Source organism: Bacteroides sp. 1001302B_160321_D4 (genome assembly GCF_015667765.1).
Classification (GTDB): Bacteria; Bacteroidota; Bacteroidia; order Bacteroidales; family Bacteroidaceae; genus Bacteroides; species Bacteroides xylanisolvens.
Map to the genome: position 1 here is coordinate 126,255 of NZ_JADPLO010000002.1, position 23,115 is coordinate 149,369.

General features: G+C 41.8%; 14 protein-coding genes. 2 read left to right on the top strand and 12 right to left on the bottom strand.

Annotation, left to right across the window (positions count from 1 at the left end; all coding sequences use genetic code 11):
* Positions 1-7: 7 nt before the first annotated feature.
* The 6 genes from KFO40_RS01350 to KFO40_RS01375 all read right to left on the bottom strand — a co-directional run bounded on the left by KFO40_RS01350 (position 8) and on the right by KFO40_RS01375 (position 11,068).
* Complete coding sequence (locus KFO40_RS01350; protein ID WP_211145992.1) at positions 8-2,578, bottom strand: glycoside hydrolase family 2 protein; 2,571 nt, start codon at positions 2,576-2,578, stop codon at positions 8-10.
* A gap of 18 nt (positions 2,579-2,596) precedes the next feature.
* The gene (locus tag KFO40_RS01355; RefSeq protein WP_004298400.1) at positions 2,597-3,682 is read right to left on the bottom strand and encodes a glycoside hydrolase family 5 protein; all 1,086 of its coding nucleotides are present in this window, start codon (positions 3,680-3,682) and stop codon (positions 2,597-2,599) included.
* A gap of 59 nt (positions 3,683-3,741) precedes the next feature.
* Complete coding sequence (locus tag KFO40_RS01360; RefSeq protein WP_055234446.1) at positions 3,742-4,914, bottom strand: glycan-binding surface protein; 1,173 nt, start codon at positions 4,912-4,914, stop codon at positions 3,742-3,744.
* Positions 4,915-4,943: 29 nt separating this feature from the next.
* The gene (locus tag KFO40_RS01365; RefSeq protein ID WP_008642316.1) at positions 4,944-6,707 is read right to left on the bottom strand and encodes a RagB/SusD family nutrient uptake outer membrane protein; all 1,764 of its coding nucleotides are present in this window, start codon (positions 6,705-6,707) and stop codon (positions 4,944-4,946) included.
* A 12-nt stretch (positions 6,708-6,719) separates the two neighbouring features.
* Positions 6,720-9,971 (bottom strand): SusC/RagA family TonB-linked outer membrane protein, encoded by a 3,252-nt coding sequence (locus KFO40_RS01370; RefSeq protein WP_211145993.1) that lies wholly within the window; start codon positions 9,969-9,971, stop codon positions 6,720-6,722.
* A 119-nt stretch (positions 9,972-10,090) separates the two neighbouring features.
* Positions 10,091-11,068 carry a glycoside hydrolase family 5 protein gene (locus tag KFO40_RS01375; RefSeq protein WP_008642318.1) on the bottom strand — a complete coding sequence of 326 codons (978 nt, stop codon included), beginning with the start codon at positions 11,066-11,068 and terminating at the stop codon, positions 10,091-10,093.
* Positions 11,069-11,379: 311 nt separating this feature from the next.
* Between KFO40_RS01375 and KFO40_RS01380 the strand changes: the two genes are divergently transcribed.
* A complete protein-coding gene (locus KFO40_RS01380; RefSeq protein WP_004298387.1) occupies positions 11,380-13,377 on the top strand; it encodes a DUF2961 domain-containing protein in 1,998 nt (665 codons plus the stop codon).
* On the opposite strand, the gene KFO40_RS01385 is transcribed toward KFO40_RS01380, so the two are convergent.
* Positions 13,374-14,363: a calcium/sodium antiporter gene (locus KFO40_RS01385; RefSeq protein WP_087317387.1), complete on the bottom strand. Its 990-nt coding sequence runs from the start codon at positions 14,361-14,363 to the stop codon at positions 13,374-13,376. The genes KFO40_RS01380 and KFO40_RS01385 overlap by 4 nt on opposite strands.
* Positions 14,364-14,490: 127 nt before the next feature.
* On the opposite strand from KFO40_RS01385, the gene KFO40_RS01390 reads away from it, so the two are divergent.
* Positions 14,491-16,347, top strand: a complete 1,857-nt coding sequence (locus KFO40_RS01390) for a mechanosensitive ion channel family protein (protein WP_008023353.1) — start codon at positions 14,491-14,493, stop codon at positions 16,345-16,347.
* Between the two features lie 205 nt (positions 16,348-16,552).
* Here KFO40_RS01390 and KFO40_RS01395 read toward each other — a convergent pair whose 3' ends face one another.
* The 5 genes from KFO40_RS01395 to KFO40_RS01415 all read right to left on the bottom strand — a co-directional run bounded on the left by KFO40_RS01395 (position 16,553) and on the right by KFO40_RS01415 (position 23,055).
* A complete protein-coding gene (locus tag KFO40_RS01395) occupies positions 16,553-17,485 on the bottom strand; it encodes a metallophosphoesterase (protein WP_004317085.1) in 933 nt (310 codons plus the stop codon).
* A 167-nt stretch (positions 17,486-17,652) separates the two neighbouring features.
* Positions 17,653-20,463: a TonB-dependent receptor gene (locus KFO40_RS01400; RefSeq protein ID WP_211145994.1), complete on the bottom strand. Its 2,811-nt coding sequence runs from the start codon at positions 20,461-20,463 to the stop codon at positions 17,653-17,655.
* 191 nt (positions 20,464-20,654) lie between these two features.
* Entirely contained in the window at positions 20,655-21,143 is a 489-nt protein-coding gene (locus KFO40_RS01405; protein WP_004317088.1) for a hypothetical protein, read from the bottom strand.
* A 20-nt stretch (positions 21,144-21,163) separates the two neighbouring features.
* Positions 21,164-21,817 carry a hypothetical protein gene (locus KFO40_RS01410; protein ID WP_211145995.1) on the bottom strand — a complete coding sequence of 218 codons (654 nt, stop codon included), beginning with the start codon at positions 21,815-21,817 and terminating at the stop codon, positions 21,164-21,166.
* A 47-nt stretch (positions 21,818-21,864) separates the two neighbouring features.
* The gene (locus KFO40_RS01415) at positions 21,865-23,055 is read right to left on the bottom strand and encodes a class I SAM-dependent methyltransferase (protein WP_211145996.1); all 1,191 of its coding nucleotides are present in this window, start codon (positions 23,053-23,055) and stop codon (positions 21,865-21,867) included.
* Positions 23,056-23,115: the final 60 nt, after the last annotated feature.

The following is a 23,115-nucleotide window of genomic DNA, read 5'->3' on the forward strand; positions in this document are numbered from 1 at the left end:
GTTCTGTTTAATAGGGTGATTGAAGATTCCAGCCTTTTACAATAACTGGAGATTCCAAATTTATTTTTAATATTTTTGATTCCTGTGGGTTAAGCCATATATAGTTCTCCGAAACGATAAGTTGGTCCATTTTTTCTGGTACTTCTACGTGTACTCCGATAGCAGGGTGCTTTCCTGTATTTGTTAAAGTCACCATATTACCTGTGCGTTCCATTTTAATTTCTGTTTGGGGCATTGATACGATGGAGCCCGGACGTACTTCGTAATTGGTAAAGTAATAATTCCGATATATGTTTTTGTTATCTTTGATTATGTCCAGAACAAAGAATAGCATGGTCGATTTGGTTTGTTCTCTATTCAGATTTATTTCTCCTAGTTTTTTGACGACATTATCATCGCCGATACCGTTGAAAGTATGGGTGGCAACAGTATCTAGTAATGCATTGTATATAGACACTTTGACTTGATAAGGTTCTTTCTCTAATGTTTGGCAGTCATCAAGTAGATAGACAGGAAGACTGACTTCTTGACTGGCAAGGTTGCTGCGGTCAAATAGCATGACTGCTGCTAACGGGGCAAAAGACTTTTGCACAAAATAGTGAACGGGTTTTATGATACCATAATAGTCTACACATGACCATGATACACCAGGATAGTTATCGTTCATCTTATAATAAAGTGCTCCGGTAGTATGAGGCCATAATGTGCGTGCCCGTTCTAATGTATGGCGTACTCCTACTACTTGTGCTAACTGTGACCCGAGTATGAAAGAAGCCAGCGAGTCCTTCGGCATAAAATAACCGGAATATTGAGTAAGTTTCTCTATTTCTCTCATCGTTCCGAAGATAGGAGTGTGGTGCGTGAAATTACCGCTCCTTTGGGGAGGCCACACTTCTTTTTCCTCGTCCAAATATCTACGCACTGTCTCGATGTGAGGCAATGATGCTATCCCAAATTCTCCCCAAAAAGGAGCGGTCATATTCAAATTGTGATTAAGATGAGCATCGTCCCACCAGCAGTTGTAATTGTGCAGGCTGCCTCCCCAGGCTTCCCCACGATGGAAGGGACGTGTTCCGTCAAGTTCTATACTAAGTCGTCCCATCATGTCAATTGCAGGTCCGAATGGTTTATCTGATTCATTCCCTGCTCCCCACATAATAAGAGAAGGGTGATTTCTTAATCGTTTGGTATTTCTTTCCACTGTTTCTTGCAGGATAGTGTACGGTTGCGTGTTATGGCTATTCCAGGCCGTTGGCCATTCTTGCATGACTAAAATACCATATTTATCGCATAATTCGTAAAAATCATCGGTTTCGGGCATTCCTCCTCCCCAGGCTCTTAACATTTGTATGTGCTGGCTTTGGGCTATCTGGAGCAAATGCTCGTATTTATTTCTTGAGAAGTCCATTAATGCATCCATAGTGCACCAGCCTGTTCCTTTTATGAACATCGGCTTGCCATTGATGACGAATGTCCAGTTATAATAATCTTCTTTAGCACCATCAATTAATGGTCTCATCTCAATAGTCCGTATACCGAACGACGTTTTTATATGGGCTGCCTTCCCTTTTTGTGGAACGAAGAATAGGTTGAGGTCGTATAGTGATTGTTCTCCTCTGTCATTGGGCCACCAAAGATGCGGATCTTTGATTTGAAAGTCTAAAGATAAAGTTTCCTGTTTTTTCTGACTATTTATGTCGAAACGATAATATTGTGTTATTCCTTTGAAGTTCTTGGGAGATACTTCTGCATATAATACTCCTTTTAATGGAGATGATTTTTTATGCAGATCAAGAGTTAAGCGCATTTGACCATCGAGCGAACGAGTAGCGATGAAGGGTGATTCTATTTCTACTGCGGCTTGTTCTTTTAATTGAACACTACGCCAGATTCCTAATGATGGGATTTGTGCATAATGCCATCCATAAACGCAATTGAATACAACTGTATATTTCCAACTTTCATTTGCGTTGGGAGGCCAGTTGCCCAGAAACATTTGAGGGATGGCTTCTAGTTTTACTATGAGAGTGTTTTTATTCTTTAAATAGTTACCTATTGAAAAATCGGGCCCTCCGAACATACCTTCGTGTGTTCCTAAAAGTTTTCCATTGAGCCATATTGTACATTTGTTAGCAATTCCGCCAAAAGATAATATACAGTGAGATGAGGGGGAGTCTAGTTCGAACTCCCGCTTCATCCACCATGTCTTGTAAGATTGTTTTTCTGCAATAGAGTCATTCTGTCCGATGTATGGATCGGGTATGATTCCATTTTCTACTAATGCGGTGTGAATACTACCAGGCACATGGGCAGGTATTTGATCTGTCCAGATAGTGTGTAAACGTTCTTTTTCAGTTCCTCCTTCTGCCAGTTGCCAGGTTCCGTCCAAAAAGATGTTTGCAGGAGTATCTCTGACAAGAGGAATATTTCCTGTTTCAGTCATCTGTATACCTTTTACTTCCATTGGAGATAGCTTTGCTGCAAAGCTTTCTCTGTCTATCTCATCCATTGATTTTTGTGCAATAACCATTGGAGTGGATAGCAGTAAAGTGATAATAGTGATGATTCGAGTTCTCATGGACAGTATTTATTCTGATTATTGTTGTGTACTTTTATATTTCAGGAGCGTGCTTAATTGCGGACGATCCTGTGTGTAATTATTGGTCGGTTGGACAGATAAGGGATAATCACCCCATCGTGGACCGGCAGACCAGTAAGTTCCGTTTATTCCATTTTCTTGTAGATATTTAAGTGCTGCATCAAGAATATCCATCCAACGGCCGTCAGTATCAGGTATACCATATTCACCAACGAATCCACGTTTATTATTTTCTTTCAGCCAGTCAACAAAAGGTTTCAAACGAGCCACCCCTGTTTGAACGGTTGCACCATCTTCGTCATATCCTTTATTATAGTTTCCGGAAGAATCCGAATCGAAATATATATGTGCCTGGAATATCAGGTTATTACTTGGATCTGTAAGAGTTTTCAGATTGTCACTGCATTCTTTCCATCGTCTGGCAGAGCTGAATTCGTCTCCGCTAACTATGATGGTCGTTTTAGTATCTATAGTGCGGATGGCATTAATGCAGGCTTGGGCTATGTTAACCCATGGTGTCGATGCCAGCATTTCGTAGGGCTCATTCATGATGTCGTAACCCCAGATATTTTTATAGTCTTTAAACTCTTTTGCCAGTTTCTTCCATACGTCACAGAAATTGTCAACAGTGCATCGTGCATTACCAATGATTGCATATTGATTATTTTGTGAACTTTGACCGTCGCAATATACACAATATCTTCCAAAGTTATGCATATCCAGAAGTATCTGTATGTTTCTATCTTCAGCGGCTTTGACGAATTTCTTCATTTTTGCCAGCTCTGTTGCATTTAATTCCCCATTCATTGTGGGTTGTATACGTTCCCAACGAAAAGGAAAACGTACCAGATAAAGGCCTTTGGCTTTAAAGTAATCCAAATCTTTTTCTGTGGGATAACCATAGTGGGTACCATCCACCCCCGGATACACATTCCCAAATTCAGCTCCTGACAGGTTAACTCCAAAATAAGCTGTTTGTTTGGTTGGTTGAGGCTCATCACTATTTTCTTCTTCGTCTGATTTGGAACAAGATGAAAATAGAAGTGCTACAATCGTTACTAATGAAAATAAGTCTTTTAGCATAAATCGAATCTTTTTGATTATGAGGGAACGCCCATATTAAAGCGTTCCCTTTTTTATTTTTACTTATGAACAAATCTGAAATTACACATACTTAAATCAAAATCCTGTGCAGATTCAGGAGAGAATATGATTTTGAAAGCTGTGTTGGTACTGGGATCGATGGAACTGGGCAACAATGATTCTGTGTCAGCACTGATCCGTACTGTTTGCCATCCGCCATAAGTATTGACCGGAATTCCTCCTTTGGAAGGATACCATCCATAATCTCCTAAGATGATACGCGCTTGGGCTGATATCGGGAATTTAGCTCCAGTACAGATTTCAAATCTTAAATCGTATGATGAAAGATCTGCGGCTACTTCTGCTGGTACAGTAATATATCCGGCCCACATAACCATCCATCCCCAAGCTTTCACGGAATTATTGAATCGAATATATTTTCCTCCTTCTACTAATGGTTCCGGTTGTCCTTCTAATGTGCCGTCACATAAGAAATTTTTCGGGGCATCAGGGAATTGGCTGGAATGTGTAAAAGCACCGCTTCCCGGCCAATTATTGAAATCAAAAAGTTGAGATACTCCCGGATCCATGTATGTGAGCTTGTATGCTTCATCCATATTGGCTCCTTTTATAGTAAGGGTAGATTTCGGAGTGGCATTTGCCGGGATTTCTATTGTTAGTTCTGTACGAGTGGCATCGATTACATTTACCGGTAAATTACCTAGATTAACAATTGCTTCTTCGATTGTAATACCGTAAAGGTCAAAGTTGTCACCTGTAATAACTGTCGTATCTCCTGGTTGGGTAAATTCATTCTTGAGTCCATTGATTGTTAAATCAGGGATGGAAACAACAAAAGGAATACTTAGTTCTCCGTGTTTGGTTGTAATATAAATCGTGTTGGTCACTTCTTTAGGAAGTGCACGGGGAATAGGTGCGAGAAGCATATCGTAGGTCGAATATACCTCCTTGCTGTCCACTTCGATATCATTGAATTTTAGAGAGGTGATGTCTCCGAGATTTGTTCCCTCAATTCGTACTACTTGTTCGAAATTCGCTCCCTCAATGGGAAATTCAGCATCTGTTGCCAAAACAACTTTGTCTACAGTCGGAGCACCTGTTGACGGTTTGTTTTCTTTGGCTTTCAGATCGTCGACTTCAACAATATCCGTACAGGATGTTAAAGCAAATATGGATGCTGCGATTATTGCAAGATATTTTATTTTCTTCATAATCTGTTTTATTACATGGTTATAAGTGATTAATCCCAGCCAGGATTATTCTCATTAATTCCTTGGTTCGTCAGGATTTCAAGAGTCGGAATCGGGAATAGCAGATGTTTACTGGAACGTTGTTTTACGTTATTGGCTTCATCCATTCCGCCTAGAGCATTCATTGCCTGCAAATAAATTCCCCAACGTATTAAATCCCAACGACGATCGCCTTCCAAGGCTAATTCCATTGCACGTTCTTCAAGGATTGCAGAACGCAGGCTGGTTTTATCTGTAAAGTTTGCCAGTTCTTTACCTGTTGCGTTACTACGGGTGCGGACATCATTTAAAGCGTCTACCGATTCTTTTGTCGGACCATTTAATTCATTAGCTGCTTCTGCAAAAATTAGAACAACATCAGCATAACGTAAAAATGGGTAATTGGCATCTGTACGAGGTTGAGTCTGATCGGCTATTTGTTGTGAATATTTAGTGGTGAAAGCAAAGAACTGTTCTGAACCTGCTTCATCACATCTCCATCCGGAGGTTACTTTAGGATTATCGAACGGAGGCTCTTTGGCTTCAACCATACGTTGCCATTTCCCGAAGTTCGGATAGTATGAACCACCACCCCAACTTGTATCGGAGTTCTGACGTATCCAACAATGCAACACTCCTTTGTCCACGCGGTAGTCTTTTTCTTCAAACAATAGATACCAGTGTTTTCTACATCCTACCGTTAAACTATTGTCTATGTTTCCTGCTGCATTGAGTCTGCCACAGTAGTGCGAGCTGAATAGTGTACCGTATAATTCATCACCGGATTTAGTTTGTAAACCGAATAAGTGTTCACTACAAGTTTTGCCGGAAGGAGACCAAATCAAATCATAGTCCTCAAGTTTGTGTGTCCCATATTCTCCTCCGATTACATCTCCCGCAACTTCGTAGGCCAGTCTGTAATATTCTTGAGAAGAAAAGCTTTCGTAACCGGCAACTTGATCCTTGGAGAATGTTGTCGGAACAGGTTCTGTATACACTTTGGTCATAGTACCATTTACATTCTGCATAACAAACGGTGCACCGGTTTTTACTGTTATTTGTTCTCCGGTAGACATGGAAGCAGAACCGATAGTTGCATATACTTTGGCTAACAAACCTGCTGCAGTTGCAGCACAGACTCTTCCGGGTTTAAAGCCATTATCTGTGTTTTTATAAATCATATCTTTAGCATCCTTAAGCAAAGGTATGATTGTTTCCGTGTAGACTTGTGCAATCGGAATACGCGGATTGTTAGTATATTGTCCGGATTCGTTTACACTGACCGAATAAATAGGGATAGCTCCATAAGCACGTACCAAGTAGAAATATGCCCATGCTTTAAGAAAATAACATTCTCCTAATGCATTCTTTTTAAATTCTTCCGATACATTCTGCATCTTATTGATTTCAGAGACCGCTATATTTGCCCGGTTAATCAACGAGTACATTCCGGTCCAAAGTACATCGGCCTGTCCGTCACCTCCCTGGAAGTTACCACTTCCAAACTGGCTGAACTGCCATACTGCACCGGAAATATAGTCACAGTCATAGTCCAGCGGTCGTGGGAAACTACCGTATCTGAACATGGCTTCGTGTATTGTATTATATACTCCTGTTACCCACATGTCGGCACCATTATCAGAATCCTCAACATCTTCAGGGACAATGAAGTCGAAAGGCTTTTCTTCGATCATACTTTCGCATGATGTCATTACTGCTCCGGATAATAGGAGACTGGATGCCATCAAATATATGAATATATTTTTCTTTTTCATCATTTCTTGAGATTATAAAGTTAATTTAAAACCTATTGAATATGTTCTGCTGCTCGGGTATGAGAAAATATCAACTCCTCTTCTAGAAGCGTCAGAACCAAAGGCGTTTACATCCGGATCAAACCAACTATAACCTGTAATCGTGAATACGTTTGTTACTGTACCGAAAACAGACAAATTGCTAATACCTTTTATGACTGAACCGAAATTGTAGTTTAAGTTGATTGTTTTTAGTCTGAAGTAAGAACCATCTTCTACATAACGATCGGAGAGTTTCATGTCACGAGTCATTGCAGTAGTGACGCGAGGCCATCTGGCGTTAGCTGCATTCTCTGGTGTCCAGCGTGAATCATAAGCATCTTGAGTGATGTTTGCAATACTGCTCATTCCGATATTAGTCAAGTTTCCGTTAAAAATATCATTTCCATGAGTTCCTTGGAAGAACAATCCCAAAGTCAGATTTTTCCATCGCAAATTGGCGTTCAAACCATAAATAAAATCAGGATTGGTATCACCGATGATGGCGCGGTCTTCTGACGTTATTTTTCCGTCATTGTTTTTGTCCAGATATTTGATTTCACCGATCATTCTGCGAGCCTCATCATCAGATGCTTTAGCATATATTGGATCTGCACGGACTTCTGCTATATTATCATAGAAGCCGTCTTCTATATAGCCGAAGATTGTTCCGATAGGTAGTCCGTTTCTTTGCAGAAATACTTCTTTGGCACTATACCATAATTGGTTAGCATATTGGTCAGCTGTTAAACCTCCGATTTCATTTTTATTAAAAGAGATGTTGCCGTCGAAGTCTAGGCTCCAGTCTTTTTTATCTAATGCAATGATTTTACCAGTTAGTTCAAGTCCTTTGTTTTTTACATGGCCGAAATTCGTCCACATTGTAGTATAACCAGTACTGTTTGGTATAGATACATTTTGTAGCAGGTCATTGGTTTTCTTGTAATAATAGTTAGCGGATAAACTAATTCTGTTATTCCAGAATCCCATGTCGAGTCCGACATTATATTGATCGGTTGTTTCCCATTTGAGTTTATCATTCAAAGGACCTTTGTAAGTTTGTCCTGCAAATCCGCTGCTTAATGTTCCGTCCAGAGGGTAATTGGATGGTGCAAGTGAAGCGATAGTCTGATAACTGCTGATAGCTTGATTACCGGTTTGACCGTAGCTGAGTCGCAACTTTAAGTTACTGAATATATTCAGTTTTTTGATGAATTCTTCTTCCGATATGGTCCATGCTACTGCTCCTGAAGCGAAGTTCGCGAATTTATTTCCCGGAGCGAAACGACTTGAACCGTCACGACGGAATGATGCTGTGAAAATATAACGATCCTTGAATGTGTAGTTGGCACGTCCTAATAAAGAGACTAGAACTGCTTGTCCTCGATAGCTGGCCGGTGTTTCAATATTTAATGCCTGACTCATATCGAAGTCTTGTGTGATGTCAGTCGGGAAGTTGGATGCATTCATTGTTTTTCCACCCCAGTCCGATTTTTCGTAAGTGAAACCGGCTACTACATTGAGATGATGTAACTTATTAAGTGTCTTATCGAAAGTAATCAATGATTCTGCTGTTAAGTTTTGCCAGAAATTATCACTTTTACCAGCACGTCCGTTGGATGCTTTACCTTCTCCTGTTTCACGATTGTAGTAACTTGCGCGATCGTTTACTGAATAACTGATACCTAGATTCTGACGGAATTTCAAACAGTCGAGGATTTTAATCTCGGCAAACGCAGAAGTAAATACATTGATTGACTTCAGCTCATCTTTAGCTGTATTAACGTATGTACGTGGATTGGCTGACAACCATGCATAAGAATCATCTTCTGTCTTGTCTCCTACATATAATGTCGGTAAATAAAGCATGGCAGAACGGATGATACTATAATCATAAGAATTTGACTTGGCAAACTTAGTTAACGAACGGGTGAAGTTGATATTTAGTCCCGTATTTAACCAAGGTTTCACATGGCTTCCGATGTTGGCACGAACAGCAAAACGTTCATAACCAGAATTCTTGATAATACCTGTCTGGTCTGTATAGTTGCCTGAAAATGCATAGTTGCTCTTTTCATTTCCTCCTGATACACTAAGATTGTATTCCTGTGTTAATGCATCTTGTAAGATCTCGTCCATCCAGTTGGTGCCTTCTACCCATTCTTTATTGCCGTATTCGTCTTCGCGATAACCCGGATTGAGATAATCTTCCGGTGAAGCATAGTATTTACCGGAATTGGGAACGATTTTATCGTTCTCGTCGCGACGGTAGTTCCATTTACCACGATAAGGAAGGTATGAATAAGGAAGATTGTCATAAGCAGCTCCATTGATTACACCCTCATTTACATAATTAGCATAGGTGTAAGCATCCAGCATTTTAACCATTTTGGCTATTTTGGAAAGTCCGAAATTGGCCGAGAACTCAACTTTAGCGTCTCCGGCACGACCTCTTTTAGTGGTAATCAATACGACACCATTCGCTCCGCGAGAACCGTAAATGGCTGTTGCAGAAGCATCCTTTAAAATGTCGATTGATTCGATGTCATTAGGGTTGATCAATGACAGAGGATTAGTGGTGGAGTTGTTGCCCTCGTTGGCTTTACTGCTTGGAGTATCTCCTACCTCAAACGGAATACCGTCGACAATGTAAAGTGGTTGTGAATTTGTAGAGAATGAGTTAGCACCACGTATGGTGATACTTACACCTGAACCGGGAGCACCATCACTCTGGTTTACTTGTACACCAGCTAATTTACCTTGTAGGGCTTGGGAAATGCTGGTCGGGTTACCAAGCATCAAGTCATCACTTTTAATAGAAGCAACGGCTCCGGATAAATCTTTTTTCCTCATTGTACCATAGCCGATAACTACTACTTCATCCAAAGATTGAGTATCATCTTTGAGTGAAACATTGATTGTTTTACGGTTTCCTACAGTGACTTCTGTTGTTTTATAACCGATAAAAGTATACTGAAGAACAGATTTTTGGCTTTCTACTGTTATAGTATATTTACCATTTAAATCACTGATGGTACCATTGTTTTTTTTAACTCCTAACTCAACAATATTAACTCCGGGAAGAGGTTCACCTTTACTGTCTGTTACAGTACCTTTAATTTCAATACCTGCTGCTGATGCAGCTGTATTTATCATCCAGAACATAATCAAAAAGAGCCAGACTCCTTTTGATCCTTTTAGCATCCGCACTTTTGAGCGGGGAAAAGAAAAGAGATTCTTTTTCATTTTTATCAAATTTAAAATTAACTTTAGTATAAAATCTCGTACATTTATTATTGATGCAAAGCTAGTAAATAAGGAATGTAAATTATTGACGTTATTTGCCTAAAACTGATATTATTTTATCATTCTTTATTTTTATAAATATGTGAGTTGTATTGTCGGATAAACTTACGGCTTTGACGTCCTGCAGGTTTTATTAAAGACTCGTCCCATCCTCCGTTTTTGTTTGCTCGCGGAAGAATCATGGAGCAAGTTTCGTTCTTGTCTGAAATGGACCAGTTAACCCAGCTGATCTTTTTGCTTTCCAGCCATTCTACCCAACGAGTCCATTCTGGTATATCTAATGGGCCATCGCCAGTACATTCCATGCCTGCACATTCAGACACAAAAATGGGAATTCCTTTTTCCCATGCTGCTTCAGCTCTATCTCGTAACTCTTGTTTATGAGTGGCGGCATAGAAATGGAGGGTATACATTATATTATTGAATCCTTCTAAAGGACTTTCTGCTACCAGGTGTAAGTCTTGGTCCCAGTGTGGGCTGCCTACAAGAATGATATTATCAGGATCATATTTACGTATTTCAGAGATAATATCAGTTGCATATTCTTTCACACTTTCCCAACTGTCTTCCATAGGTTCGTTGTATATTTCATAAATAATATGAGGATATTTTCCGTATTTCTGTGCCATCATTGAGAAAAATGCTTTTGCTTCTTTTTTTTGTGGATAATAAGTATGCCAGTCGATTATTATATAGAGGTCGTTTTTAATTGCCGCTTTAATCACTTTATTCATGCATTTTAATGCAAATTCCGGATTTTCAATGTAGTTGTCTTCAATAACTGTTCCCATGGCGGCGCGTAAAACGGTACATTTCCAATCTTTTTTCAACCATTTCACAGATTGCTTATTGTAAAATCTGGGCCATAGGTTGTGCCAGCCATAACTAACCCCTCTTAATACAATAGAGTCTCCGGTTTGGCTGCATAATTGATTACCTTTTACTTGTAGTTGTCCCCATTGTTTTACAGGATCTTTACTGTAACTGAATAATGATATCATGGAGAATAAGGTGATAAACAAAATGACTTTCTTCATTTTCATAATAAATTAGGTATAACATATAAGATGGACGTTGCAAAGTAAGCACAAAAAAAATATGTAAAAAAGTGCTTTGTTATCATATACTGATACTTTTCTTACTATTTATTTAAGGCAAGAGTATATTACCTTATTATATATATACAAAAAAGATTAAGCCGGAAAATAAATATGATAACAGATGGCTTGAAGGTTAAAATAGTATATTGATTTGATAATAAAGTGGTTGTATGCTTATATAAGTTGCCGTACTTTTATGAATTAAATTTTATAGATAGATTCATGTTTTATTTTATATTTATCACCTTATGAAAAGAAGTATTTTTTTAGTTTGTTTTGTTGTTTTCGGGGTTGTGTCATTGTCGGCAATTGGCTCGATAGTCTCTGTAGCACAGTCGGGTTGGCAGACTGATAGTATATCTTATGGTATATCTCGAATGGTTGATATTGCATCTTTGCCCCTGTTAGATCGTGGAATCTCTGTCCATTATGAAGGTAGTATTGATAAAAGAGGAAAGAATGCCGACTGGGACTGGAGTCTTTACCAGGATCAACGTGGAGAATGGGTAATATTTGATGTTGATGGTCCGGGATGTATTTATAATCTTGTACAACATCGCTATATGAGTTCAAGTGATCCGCTCTTCCGTTTTTATTTTGATGGAGAAGAAACGCCTCGTTTTAGTTTACATTTATCTGAATTCGGAGAGAAAGAGCCTTTTATAAAACCTTTGGCTGAAAGTTATATTGGTCCGTTTGATAACGGAAGAGGGCCCATACGTGTTGCACGGAGTTTTGTTCCAATGCCGTTTAACAAGGGCTGCCGTGTAACCACCGATGTGAAACTGGAAGGTTATGAAAGAACCAAAGGTGAAGGAGGTTGGGGACATGTTGTATACCACACTTATGCGGACAATGGTATCAAGACCTTTACCGGGAAGGAGAATTATGATACTTTGATACAATTATGGAAGAAACAAGGAAGTAATCTTTTGTGCAAAGATCAATTGGCATATCATCGTAAGTCGGAACAAAAGATTAATGCTGGCGAATCCATTACTTTATTGGATGAAAAAGGAGAGGGAGCTATTGGTTCTTTAAAATTTTATTTTCCGGAGATTAATGAGCAGCACTTGCAGGATGTATGGATTCATATGTTTTGGGATGCTCATCAGCAACCCGATATTTCATGTCCTTTAGCGTGTTTGGGAGGCAACTCTTTGGGCTTTCACGATACCAACTATTTGCTGTCAGGATATAACACAGACGGTTGGTTTTATAATTATTTTCCAATGCCATATTGGAAGCATGCGAAGATAATAATTGAAAATCGTAGTGGCGTTCCTGTTTCTTTGGGATTCTCAGAAATAGCTGTTTCCAGGTCGGTTTATCCCACATCTAATACCGGATACTTTCGTAATACACCATATTATACCCGAAAACATGTGGCAGGAATAGATAGTCCGATAGCTGCTATTCAAGGAAGAGGAAAGATGGTTGCTGCTCATGTTACATGTCATGCCGAACGTTCACATATCATTTCTTGCGAGGGGGATGTTCGTGTATATATTGACGGCAAACGAACACCACAAGTTGAGAGTGACGGTTCTGAAAGTTATGTTTGTTATGGTTGGGGATTCCCGACCCCGCCTGAAGTGCATCCAATGGGAGGGTATGACGGTCTTTCGGATAACCCATGGTCTATGACTCGTTTTTGTATAGGCGATAGTTATCCTTTCTATTCAGAACTGAAGTTTGGAATAGAGTCGGGCGAATATAACAATCAGTATTTGGAACACTCGGGTACTATATTCTATTATGGTCAAGATAAAAATGTACTGGTGAAAACTGATAGTTTGGATTTAAACTCTTCTCGTTCTATTAAACGGCACTCTTATAAAGCTATGGGTAATGTACGCAGAACAAAATTGGAAAGTTTCTTTGAGGGAAATGAGGATCGTATTTTATATGTAGGAGAAACCGTCCGGTTTGAAAGTTTTAGTAGTTTTAGAGTGAATATATCTTCTCAAAATGAAGGAGTGCGTTTGCGTAGGTTGAGCGACCAAAACGATGTTCGACAAGCAGCCCGTGTTTTTGTTGATGGTGAAGAGGTTACAGAACGTTTATGGTATGTAGCTGATAGTAACCCTTATAAACGCTGGCTGGAAGATGACTTTGAAATTCCAGCCAAGTATACTAAGGGAAAGAAATCATTAAATATTCGTATCGTACCAGTTTCTATGTCTAAAGAGGGAAAAAATACTTGGAATGAAGCTGAATATCAGGTATTTTGTTATAATAATTAAGTGTTATAAATCAGTACCACCGTGTACGCCACATAACAAAGTATCATAATCCCTCCTTCGATTCTCGTGATAGTCCTTTTGGCAAAGAACAGCCCGAATAACCAGAGCAGGATACCGGAACCTACTAGCGTAAACAGGTCGAAGTTGGTAATTCCGCTAAGATGGAGAGGGGTGATGCTGGCGCTACATCCCAGTACAAAGAATATATTGAAGAGGTTACTACCGATTACATTCCCAATGGCAATTTCCGGATTCTTCTTTAATGCGGCAACGATAGACGTAGCCAGTTCAGGAAGGGAAGTACCTCCTGCAACCAGTGTCAGTCCGATAATCGATTCGCTGACACCCAGGTTGCGGGCGATGCCCGTAGCGCCGTCAACAAACAACTGACCTCCAAAAATAAGGGCAGCCAAGCCTCCGATGATATAAAGAATGGATTTCCACCAGGGGAGTGATTTGATTTCTGTCTCCTCTTCTATGGTCGGAGGTGCTATCTGTCCCGCCTGTTCCGTTGTGCCCGGCTTGGAGGCGATGGCAAAGGTGTAACCCATGAAGATGACAAAGAAACAAAGTAATAATAAGCCGTCTACTCTGTTCAGGATATTCTCCGGAGCTTTATCTAGAAATACATCATTGGCACAAATCAGCAAGACAATAGAAGAAAGTATGCAGAGCGGTATCTCTTTTCTAAGTGTGTTGCGGGTGATGACAATCGGGGCGAATAAGGCCGTGCAGCCCACAATCATCAACGTATTGAAAATGTTACTTCCCACCACGTTGCCTATGGCAATATCCGCGCTGCCTTTGATGGCAGAAGATACACTGACCGTCAGTTCCGGGGCAGAAGTGCCGAATGCAACGATGGTAAGTCCGATCACGATGGGAGGGATATGAAAACGCTTGGCTACCGAGGCGGCACCGTCTGTTAATCCGTTGGCTCCTAGAAGAATGAGGATTAATCCCCCGATAAGTAATAATATATTCATGCTTTTTTCTCTTTTAGTGGCAAAGATAATCAATTTGGAAATGGTAATGTCAAAAACAATCCGTATGTTTGCTCTGTTTTTAATGAAATGTTAGATTAACCTTAATTATAATCAAGGAATATAAGGTATGGAAATAAATAAAATAAAACGGTCGTTACTGGTGTTGTTCTTTTCTTTCCTGGCAATCGGGGCGCAAGCACAGTTGGAACAGGCGGTTAAGAAGATATTTGCCGGAGATACAATAACGGGCGGACATGTTCCTTTGAAACGGGATTCGGACTCTATCCATCTGGTAAATATGCAGAAATCATTGGAAGAAGCCCGGCTCAATGAGGCGAATATGAGGATGGAAATGGAGCAGATGAAACTCCAGATGGCTACCGCCGACTCCGTAAAATATGCACAGCAACGACAGCGTATCGACTCCCTGCGGCAGTTCACAAAAGGAATACCGGTAGTGGCGGACGGTGATACCTTATTTTACCTTTTCACCAAACGGGGTGGATATACTCCCCAGCAACGTGCCCAAATGACCGGTGCGGCAATTGAAGAAATAGGAAGACGCTTCAATCTACAACCCGATTCTGTGGCTATCGACCATTCGGACATAGTTTCCGATTTGATGTACGGCAGCAAAGTATTGCTTTCTCTTACCGATCAGGATGCCTTATGGGAAGGAGTTTCCCGTGATTCGCTAGCTAAGGAAAGACAGCAGAGTGTCATTACCAAACTGCATGAGATGAAAGCCGAGCACGGACTTTGGCGAATGGCAAAGCGTGTGCTCTATTTTGTGTTGGTAATTACAGGACAGTATTTCCTGTTCCGCTTGACCAACTGGTTGTTCCGTAAACTGAAAGCGCGTATCCTGCGCCTGAAAGACACGAAGATAAAACCGGTAGCCATCCAGGGATATGAATTGCTGGATGCGCAGAAACAGGCGAATCTGTTAGTATTCCTGTCCAGTATCGGGCGGTATATACTGATGGGATTGCAGCTACTGTTTACCGTACCGTTGATTTTTATCATCTTCCCGCAGACAGAAGGACTGGCATATCAACTGTTGGGCTATATATGGAATCCGATTCGCGGTATCTTTGTGGGTATTATCGATTATGTGCCCAAACTGTTTACCATCATCGTCATCTGGTATGCCGTGAAGTATTTGGTACGTCTCGTCTTGTATCTGGCACGTGAAGTGGAAGCAGGACGACTCAAAATCAACGGCTTCTATCCGGACTGGGCGATGCCGACTTTCCATATCGCCCGTTTCCTGCTCTATGCATTTATGATTGCGATGATTTATCCTTATCTTCCGGGCTCCGATTCCGGTGTGTTCCAAGGGATTTCGGTATTTGTCGGATTGATCGTTTCGCTCGGATCAAGTACGGTTATCGGTAATATTATTGCCGGACTGGTGATTACTTATATGCGTCCGTTCAAGATGGGCGACCGGATCAAATTGAATGATACCACCGGAGATATCATCGAAAAAACTCCTCTTGTCACCCGCATCCGGACTCCTAAAAATGAGGTTGTGACTGTTCCCAATTCATTTATCATGTCGTCTCATACGGTAAACTATAGTACTTCGGCACGCGAATATGGACTGATTATTCACTCGGAAGTATCTATCGGTTATGATATTCCCTGGCGGCGGGTTAATCAGATACTGATTGACGCTGCGTTGAACACTCCCGGAGTGGTGGATGATCCGCGTCCGTTTGTGTTGGAAACTTCGTTGAGCGACTGGTATCCGGTCTATCAAATTAATGCTTATATCAAACAGGCAGATAAGATGGCACAGATTTATTCGGATTTGCATCAGAACATTCAGGATAAATTTAATGAGGCCGGCATTGAAATTATGTCACCGCACTATATGGCAGTTCGGGATGGGAATGAATCGACAATTCAGAAAGGCGCTGTGAAAAACAGCGGTCCTGCGAAGACAGCGGAGCAGGGTGATGTATCGGAAAAGGCATAGAGTTACGTCCCGATGATGATTGCGCATCCGGAGAACACTAATAAGATGAAGTAAGTAGCTGACTATTGGTTGGCTGCAAACGTATATTATCCCACAAAATAGGTTCAAGGGTAATTATATAAAGAAGCGTCCCTTTCATCGCGAAAGGAACGCCTCGGGTTGTGTGTTTTTTCACTGAGAGTAGAATTTATATCATCAAGAGAATTTATTTCTTTCGGGTCACCGTATAAAGTATATTCCCTTTTTTATCTATCATACGAAGGTTGAGCTCTTTTTTGTCGATAGAGCAGACAGAGAAACCCGGTTCGGGGCTGCAGAACTTTGTACCTTCGATAGGTTCCACTTTGCGTGCCAGTGAGCCGGAGGAGTTAACGACATAATCGATGTCACTTCCCGGAACCCGGATATGCTGGAAGTTATGGATGTGTCCGCAGATGTACATATCTACCTTGTGCTTGCGTAAGATGGTGTCAACCCGTTTCTGCATGTCCAGTCGTTCGCTTTCCTCTTTGGGAGTATAAGCGTAGATGGGATGGTGTCCGGCTACGATAACCCAGTCTTCTTTTGCATTGGCAAGCACAGATTCCAGCCAGGATAGTTGCTTGTTGACATCCTGTTTGCAGGCATCGGGATATTTATCACTTTCCTGGCGGTATTTCTCAATCAGAGGAGTCGTGTCAATCCAGACGATGCGGATGGTGGCACCTTTCTCTTCGAATGTTTGGGTGTAATAACGGGCGGGCATTGTCCAGCGGCGGCTGATATGGGTGTAATCCAATACGGCTTGCGTGTTTCCGCGATATTCATGGTTTCCCAGGATAGGGAACCAGTCGATCATTAGTTCCGGATGGGAGTAGATTAATTCGTAGTTGGTCATCCACAAAGGGTCGTTCACGCTGCGAACTCCTTCGAAGTGATGGACATCTCCGGTGGCCAGAACAAATTCAGGACCGATCTCTTCGCCCATCGTACCCATTAATTCGGCTATTGGCTTTTGGTCGTAATATCCGTTGCGGCCTAAATCATTCGCTACGTAGAAGTTAAACTTCTTGTCAAATATAGAGTAGTCCGTCAACTGTGCCTGAACGAATGTACAGACGGAGACTAATGCGAGAATCAATAAACTCTTAATTTTCATATTCATATTCTGTTGTATATTAGTTGTTTATATATAGATAGTTATTCTGAATCTTTTGGCTTGTTGGTTTAAAAGGAAGAGAACGTTTCTTTTAAACCAATGCTCTGTTCCTTTTAAACCAACGGGGGCTTCCTTTTAAAGGAATGAATATCGTTGTTTGGCTCGCATCAGAAGTTCACTTTTACGCCGGCGTTTATCTTTACACCGTAGTGTTCAGACTGCATGGTACGGTCTTTAGTGCCCTGATAATAACGCAATGGTTGGTTCAATAAGTTGGTAGCATCTGCGTAGAATGTTGTTTTGAACTTCTTGCCGAATGTATAGCTTGCGTTCAGGTCCATATAGTTCACGGCATCATAGTAACGGTCTAGTGCGGCAACTTCTCCCATTTCGTCGATAAAGCTGGATGCAAAGTTGTAGGAGAGACGTACGTTAAAACCTTTCTTTTCGAAGTAGAGTGAGGCGTTTGCCGTATGTTCGGGAGAACCGGGTAAGGAGAGGTCTTTCTCATTTTCGCGCCCTTCGAAATTGAAGTTGTTCACTTTGGTGTGAGTGTAGGTGTATGTACCGTAAAATCCGATGCATTTCAATGCCGGAGCGATGAAGCTGAAATCACGTTGATAAGCCAGTTCCACACCAAGCAAGTCGGCATCACCTGCGTTTTTGGGTTGGGTGAACTTCTTGTATTCATTGTTTTGGTAGGTATAGTCACCAATCACCTGATCGACAATGAAATCGTTGATTTTCTTATAGAAGATACCTGCACTGACCAGACCGACGCTCTTGAAATAGTAATCGGCACTTAAATCGAAGTTGTATGAGAGGGTGGGAGTCAGGTCAGAATTACCCATCACGAGTTCATTGTCGCTGCGGTTGATATTGACACATGGAATTAATGCGGAATATTTGGGGCGGCTCAATGTTTCTGTGAAAGAGGCGCGAACTTTGAAATCATCGGTCACATCGTATTTCAATAATACGCTGGGGAGCCAGTTGACATAGTTGTTTTTATGATCTCCGGTCGGTTCAAGCGTTTCGTTTTCCTCTTCATCCACCATCCAGTTCCAGCCGTCGTATTTGATATGAGTGGCTTCCATGCGGAGACCCAGCATCATTTTTAGTTTCTTTCCCAGGTTTTGGTCGAAGCGGAAAAAAGCGGAAGTCACATTCTCTTTAGCATGATAGTTGCCGGAAGATTCTTCGAGCACCTGTTCACCCTCCATGTTTTTCAGGTCGAGCGAACCCAGATATTCTTTGGATACGAAATCGGTGGCTTTATACTGATTGCCGGGCATGAAGCCGTCGCGAATCTCACTCGTGAGGTTGTCCATATACGCTGTTTTGTATGCATCCTTGTAGGCGTCTGCGTAGTCGTAGACGGTTACATCGCGATTTTTAGTCTTGGATGCATATTTGGCTCCGAATTTCAGGCTGTTTCCATAGATTCCGTTGGCCAGCGGCAGTTCGAAATCTACTTTGAACTTCAGGTCTTTTTCGTAGATTTCCTGGTTGCTTTCGGTTAGTTCTTTCACTTTCCATTTTCCTCTTTCACCGTCCACTTCTCCGTTGTGCAGGTTTACATCGGTTGTCACATACGGAAAACGGCCGCCTGCATCCACGATGTCAAATCCGAGAAAGTCTTGTTTCAGATTGAAGTATCTTTCGTTCGGACGGTCTTCGCTGGCACCTGCGTAAGAAGCTCCCCAGTTCATTGACAGTTTGCCGAACTGATGTTCTCCGCCCAGGCTGAAATCCATTGTCTGTTGCAGTTCCAAGCGGGCGTTTTTGTTGTTGGGAGTACCTCCCTTAGTCTCTATTTGGGCAGATTGCTGCATTTCGCCTTCATCGTCCGGTCCTGTTTTGTCGAGGTCTTTGTAGGTGACGCGATAGCGGTTTTCCCAGTCGTGACGGCGGTTGTAGATGCCTTGCAGTGTCAGTCGGTGATTCGGGTTTATTTCGTAATCGAAAGCCAGTGAGTAGCTTTGGCGTTCACGTGTCACGTAGTACTGGCGTTTTTGTGCTTCTACCATTACTACTTCTCCTTTCTTATTCACATCGTATTCAAATTCTACATCATCCGAACCTACCGGAGCATTTTGATAAGAAACGGCTGCCATCATTCCCAATTTGTCGTTGAAGAAGCGGTCGCCATAAGTGAAACCCAGGTTCAGTTGGGCTTTCTGGCTAATCCAGTTGTATCCGGTTCCTGCTGTGGCACTGATGGTTCGTTTATAAGGAGTACTTTTAGTAATCAGATTGATAGAACCGCCAATGGCATCTCCATCCATATCCGAGGTGACTACCTTGCTTACTTCGATGGTTTGTATCATATCGGCAGGAATAAGGTCGAGCTGCACATTACGTGTGTCGCCTTCGGCAGAAGGGAGACGGTTGCCGTTGATTGTTACAGAACTAAGATCGGCCGAAGTTCCGCGTACTTGTCCGAAGCGGGCTTCTCCCTGATCGTATTGTACGTTAATACCATTGATACGCTTCAGTGCGTCTCCGATATTGGAGTCAGGGAATTTACCCACCTGATCGGCTGAAACGACATTGGTGATCCCTAGTGTGTTCTTCTGCGAGTTGATGGCGCGGCGTTGCCCCTGAAAAGCTCCGCCTACTACTACCTCTTGCAGTTCGACTCCTTCATTCAGGATTACGTCTTTTTCGAGTGTCTTTCCGGCCGGAATGGTGATTTTCATTTCAACGGGTGAGTAGCCTACGTAGCTTACTTTTACGGTGTATGTGCCCGGAGTAAGATTGGCGAAAGTATAATAACCGTTGACATCACTGGTCACCCCGGTATGTAGCTTTTCGATATAGATGGATGCTCCCGGAAGGGTCTGTTTGGAAGTATCTACGATGCGTCCGCGGATAGTGCCTTGTTTGACTACGTTCACTTTTTCTTCTGCGAAAGTGTTACCGCTTGTGCTCATGACCAAAAGAACAAATGAGACAAATTTCAAAAATCGTTTCATAAATGTTAGCGTGCGTTAATTATTTGCTGCAAAAGTAGAGGGTTGACGTTTCTTACTTTTTACAGTTGGTTGAAGAACGCGTAACAAATATGCTACGTTTGTATTACAGCTTCCGGAACCGGTGATTGACGGGTTTTCTATCCTGGGAAACTATGGATTTTGCGGAAATGTATAGGCTGTATCAGATTATATCAGGATTGGGCTCCGGTATTACTGTTGTGTTCCGTATAATGAATATCAAAACGTCCGTTAGTCAGCCGTTTGCCGTTACCGAATGTGACACTGATAATTTTCATTTCTGTGTCGAAACGGCTTATGAAAGCTGTTCCGTCTTCCAGCTCTTCTCTTCCGAACTCTATATCGGTAATCGTTGATTCTTTGCCTTCTTGGGGCGATAAAATAGTGAAAGATAGATTGATACCGGGCTTTACGGAAACACTAACAGAGAGTTTGTCTTCTTCTGTGTAATAGTGGAATGAATCATACGTCCATACATACGAGTGTCCCCAATTCAGGTATCGCCCTCCCACATAAATCCAGCCGTCCATCAGGCAACCGAATGTGTTGGCTCCTGTAGTGGTGGCAGAAGGCAAAACGGTGATGTCGATCGATTCATCTTCCGTTTCTTTACAGCTCCAGAGGCTGATGATGGAAAAGAGAATGAGTATATATTTCTTCATAGTGCTTTTTTTAGTGGATGTTAGAAATAATAGGATAATCCCGTAGTGATGTTTAGTCGCGTGAGGTTGACATCATCATTTGAATTGAGTTTTACAGTAACCTTTTCTTCGTGATAGTAAGTCCTTATTCTAAGTAGCTCACTATACATATATTGTACTCCTAAACTGACTCCCAGGTTGGAATTCAGCTTATAGGTAAGATTGGCATTAGTGAGGAGACCGATAGTGAAGGCTCTCACTTTTCGTGTGTTGCCGAATACCTCGCTGTTGTTCCGTAGAATGACTCCGCCGGGGCCGGTCGTCACCCGGATTTGCCAATGTTTGGTATTGGCATTACACATTCCGATTTGCGTACCGATGAAATGAATCCATAAATGGTCTTTTCCTTCAAGATGGCTTCCTTTGGAAGAAAATCCGGTGTAGATTCCTCCGAAGACAAAGCGTTTGAGAGGACGGAAGTGGTATTGTCCATCCCAGCTTACGCCTTGTGCAAGTGTACGTTGGTAGCTGTGAGTACTTAGCGTTAGTGTGGGAGGATTATGAAACATCACACCGTAGCCGGCATGAAACGAGAACTCATGTCGCTCAAAATCTCTCTGTGAGAAAAGCCGAGTATGACAGGACAGCGTGAATACGATTAATAATAGAATCGCTTTTACGGGTGTTTGATTCATCGGGATTAGTTTAGATTGTGTTTCTTTTTGCAAAAATAGCAAATAGTTCAGACTTTCTCGCAGCGGATGATGACTTTTTGCCCATTATTTAATGTGCTGGCAAATAAGTAAGTATCTCCTCCTTCTGTCAGATGGAGCCGTTTGCGAAGTTCGGCCACTGTGGCGGGAAAGTTGCGGACAGTCACATTTGCTTTTTTCAGATCTGCCAGATTCTCCTTTACTTCTTTTTTATTGAAACTGCACTGGTTGACAATGCGGAAGATTCTTCCGGGGAAGTTTTCAATGAAAGAATCGGAGATATAAAGATGACTGTTGGGGTGCAGTTTCCGGACGGGGTAGGCTGCGGCAATGCTGCGGAAGGCACCGGCTTTCAGAAGAGATGCATTCGGCTCGTAAAGGTAATTTCCTAAAGAATCGGTATAAGTACATTGGCTACGCTGCTCCTGTTCGCGGGTGAATACGAGGTGTTGTTCTTCTTGAGTCCCTTTCGTGAGGAGGTTTACACAATGAATGGCGATTTCCGCCGGTGATGTTTGTCTGAGTAGAATGAGTAGTTCCTTACATTCGTTATTGACGGATAGGATATGAATTTCCTGCGTATGCTTCAGCTCTTTTAGTGCCAATGAAAGATCGAGCATGGGAGAGAGTTTTATCATTACCCGGTTGGCTTTGCTAAGCAGAAGAGCTTCGAGTTCGGCTACGTTCGGTTCGCAGTCGGAGATGGCGACCGTTTTTCTGCCGTGTTCATTGCGGCGGGCAGGGTCGAGGAAGATACAATCTACGGGGGACATTGTTTGCAGATAGGCTACTCCATCCTCATTTCTTACGTTTATATGGTTTAGATTCAGGATGGGAAAGTTGTGTGCCGCTATTTCACAAAGCTCTTCCTGGCGTTCTACATAAGTGGCGGACTTGAATCCGGTGGCAAGAAAAGAACAGTCTATGCCGAAGCCTCCGGTGAGGTCGGTCAGCGAATCTCCCTGAAAAAGACGGGCTTTGTAGCGGGCAGTGATTTCAGAAGAGCATTGCTCTAGCGACAGATGTTTCGGATACCATATCTCTTCTATTTCTCGCCATGAAGGAATCTTTTCGGCGGCAACCTGTCTTCCTGCAATTTGGGTGATGGCAGTCGGCATATTTATATCCGGATACTTTTTAGCTTGTAAAGCTAGTGTACGTACATCGTCCGATGAATGTTCGCGGATAAAAAGTTGAGTTTCGGGGGAGATTTGTATCATGGCGTTATTGTGTTATAGGATATTACAATGAATCGTTGAGCACCGGTTATGATCTTGCTG